General features: G+C 51.5%; 1 protein-coding gene. It reads right to left on the reverse strand.

Features of this window, described 5'->3' with window-relative positions; genetic code table 11:
• On the reverse strand, positions 1–342 hold a 342-nt coding region (locus Q4528_RS13020; RefSeq protein ID WP_512700994.1), incomplete at both ends, for a beta-galactosidase small subunit-related protein.

The following is a 342-nucleotide window of genomic DNA, read 5'->3' on the forward strand; positions in this document are numbered from 1 at the left end:
GGGCAATATCGAGTTGCACAAACACCGTTCCACTATCTGTTAGCTGGTAGTTATGAGTCGCCTGGCTAAGCTGCTGCTGGCTGTAACGCCTAGCCGCAAACTGCAAATGTGGTTGGCAGTTAATCGCTAGCGCCAAACCATCATCACGTTCAATTTCTAGCTGGCGAATCGCGCCGCGCCCGCCATTTTCGCTAGGGAAAATATACGGCGGATGTAAGTCGTCAATGCTCGATTGGTAACGGCTCACTATCGCGCTGGCCAAACGATCACGGTCGTTCTCATGTGGGCCTAAACCAAACCAACTTACTTGGCGAAACTGTTTGTCTAAGCTCAGCTCCAAGC

It is taken from the genome of Staphylococcus pasteuri (genome assembly GCF_030547725.1).
Classification (GTDB): Bacteria; Bacillota; Bacilli; order Staphylococcales; family Staphylococcaceae; genus Staphylococcus; species Staphylococcus pasteuri.